This window comes from Ameyamaea chiangmaiensis (genome assembly GCF_013376175.1).
Taxonomy (GTDB): domain Bacteria; phylum Pseudomonadota; class Alphaproteobacteria; order Acetobacterales; family Acetobacteraceae; genus Ameyamaea; species Ameyamaea chiangmaiensis.
The window spans coordinates 1-1,657 of sequence record NZ_JABXXR010000284.1 but is presented as its reverse complement, the minus strand read 5'-3'; the positions used below and the strand labels follow the sequence as shown (position 1 = coordinate 1,657).

At 63.4% G+C, this 1,657-nt stretch carries 1 protein-coding gene; it reads left to right on the top strand.

Translation table 11 applies throughout. The features are described from left to right. Positions 1 to 117: 117 nt before the first annotated feature. Complete coding sequence (gene glnA / locus HUK82_RS16380) at positions 118 to 1,590, top strand: type I glutamate--ammonia ligase (protein WP_176614934.1); 1,473 nt, start codon at positions 118 to 120, stop codon at positions 1,588 to 1,590. Positions 1,591 to 1,657 lie beyond the last annotated feature (67 nt).

Genomic DNA, 1,657 nt, shown 5'->3' with positions numbered 1-1,657 from the left:
TTTCCCTTGGATCGACAATTGAGGATTAGTTTCGTATTCGTTCGTTCGGCCTTGCGTATGAAGGCGCCGTGTCGAGTGTGGTGCGGCTGAACAACGAGAGTGGCAGGTAAGAGACGGATGTCGAAGAAAGCCTCGGGTCCCGCATCGACGGGTTCCCTGTTGAGCCCGGCGAAGCCGGACGCGTCGGCGGTTGCCCGTGTATTCGAGCTGATCACCGAACATGCGGTGGAGTTTGTGGACCTGCGCTTCACGGACCCGAAGGGCAAGTGGCACCACACGACGCAGCATGTCTCGACGATCGAGGAGGACACGTTCGTCGAGGGGTTCATGTTCGACGGCTCGTCGATCGGCGGCTGGAAGGCGATCGACAAGAGCGACATGGTCCTGCTGCCCGACGCGGCGACGGCGGTGATGGACCCGTTCGCGGCCAAGCCGCAGCTGATCCTGATCTGCGACATCGTCGAGCCCGAGACCGGCCATTTCTACAACCGCGACCCCCGCTCGACGGCCAAGCTGGCCGAGGCGTATCTGGCCTCGACCGGCCTGGGCGACACGGCGTTCTTCGGCCCCGAGGCGGAGTTCTTCATCTTCGACTCCGTGCGCTTTGGCACGGGCCCGAACTTCGGCACCTACCAGCTCGACTCGATCGAGGGGCCGGGTGCGGCGCTGAAGGACTACCCCGAGGGCAACATGGGCCATCGCCCGCTGGTCAAGGGCGGCTATTTCCCCGTCCCGCCGGTGGACAGCGAGCACGACCTGCGCGCCGAGATGCTGTCGACCATGGGCGAGATGGGCCTGCCGATCGAGAAGCACCATCACGAGGTGGCGCAGTCGCAGCATGAGCTGGGCACCAAGTTCGCGACCCTGGTGAAGTCGGCCGACTTCATGCAGATCTACAAATACTGCGTGCACAACGTCGCCCATTCCTACGGCAAGACGGCGACGTTCATGCCCAAGCCGATCTATGGCGACAACGGGTCGGGCATGCATGTCCACCAGTCGATCTGGAAGGACGGCAAGCCGACCTTCGCGGGCGACAAATACGCCGCCCTGTCGGACGAGGCGCTGTATTACATCGGCGGCATCATCAAGCACGCCAAGGCGCTGAACGCGTTCACGAACCCGTCGACCAATTCCTACAAGCGTCTGATCCCCGGGTTCGAGGCGCCTGTGCTGCTGGCCTATTCGGCGGCGAACCGTTCGGCCTCGTGCCGGATCCCGCACGCGACCAGCCCGAAGGCCAAGCGCGTCGAGGTCCGCTTCCCCGATCCGACCGCCAACCCGTATCTGGCGTTCGCGGCCATGCTGATGGCCGGTCTGGACGGGATCAAGAACAAGATCCACCCCGGCGATGCCATGGACATGGATCTGTATGAACTGCCGCCCGAGGAACTGAGCAAGATCCCGACCGTATGCGGCTCTCTGCGCGAGGCGCTCGACGCGCTGGCCGCCGACCACGCCTTCCTGCTCGAAGGCGGCGTGTTCACCAAGGACCAGATCGAAAGCTACATCGCGCTGAAGTGGCACGATGTCTATCGCTTCGAGCACACACCACACCCCGTCGAGTTCGAGATGTATTACTCCGTCTGATCGCGCAGTAGACACCCGATACGACGAAAAGGCCCGCCTCCCAGACAGGGGGCGGGCCTTTTTCGTG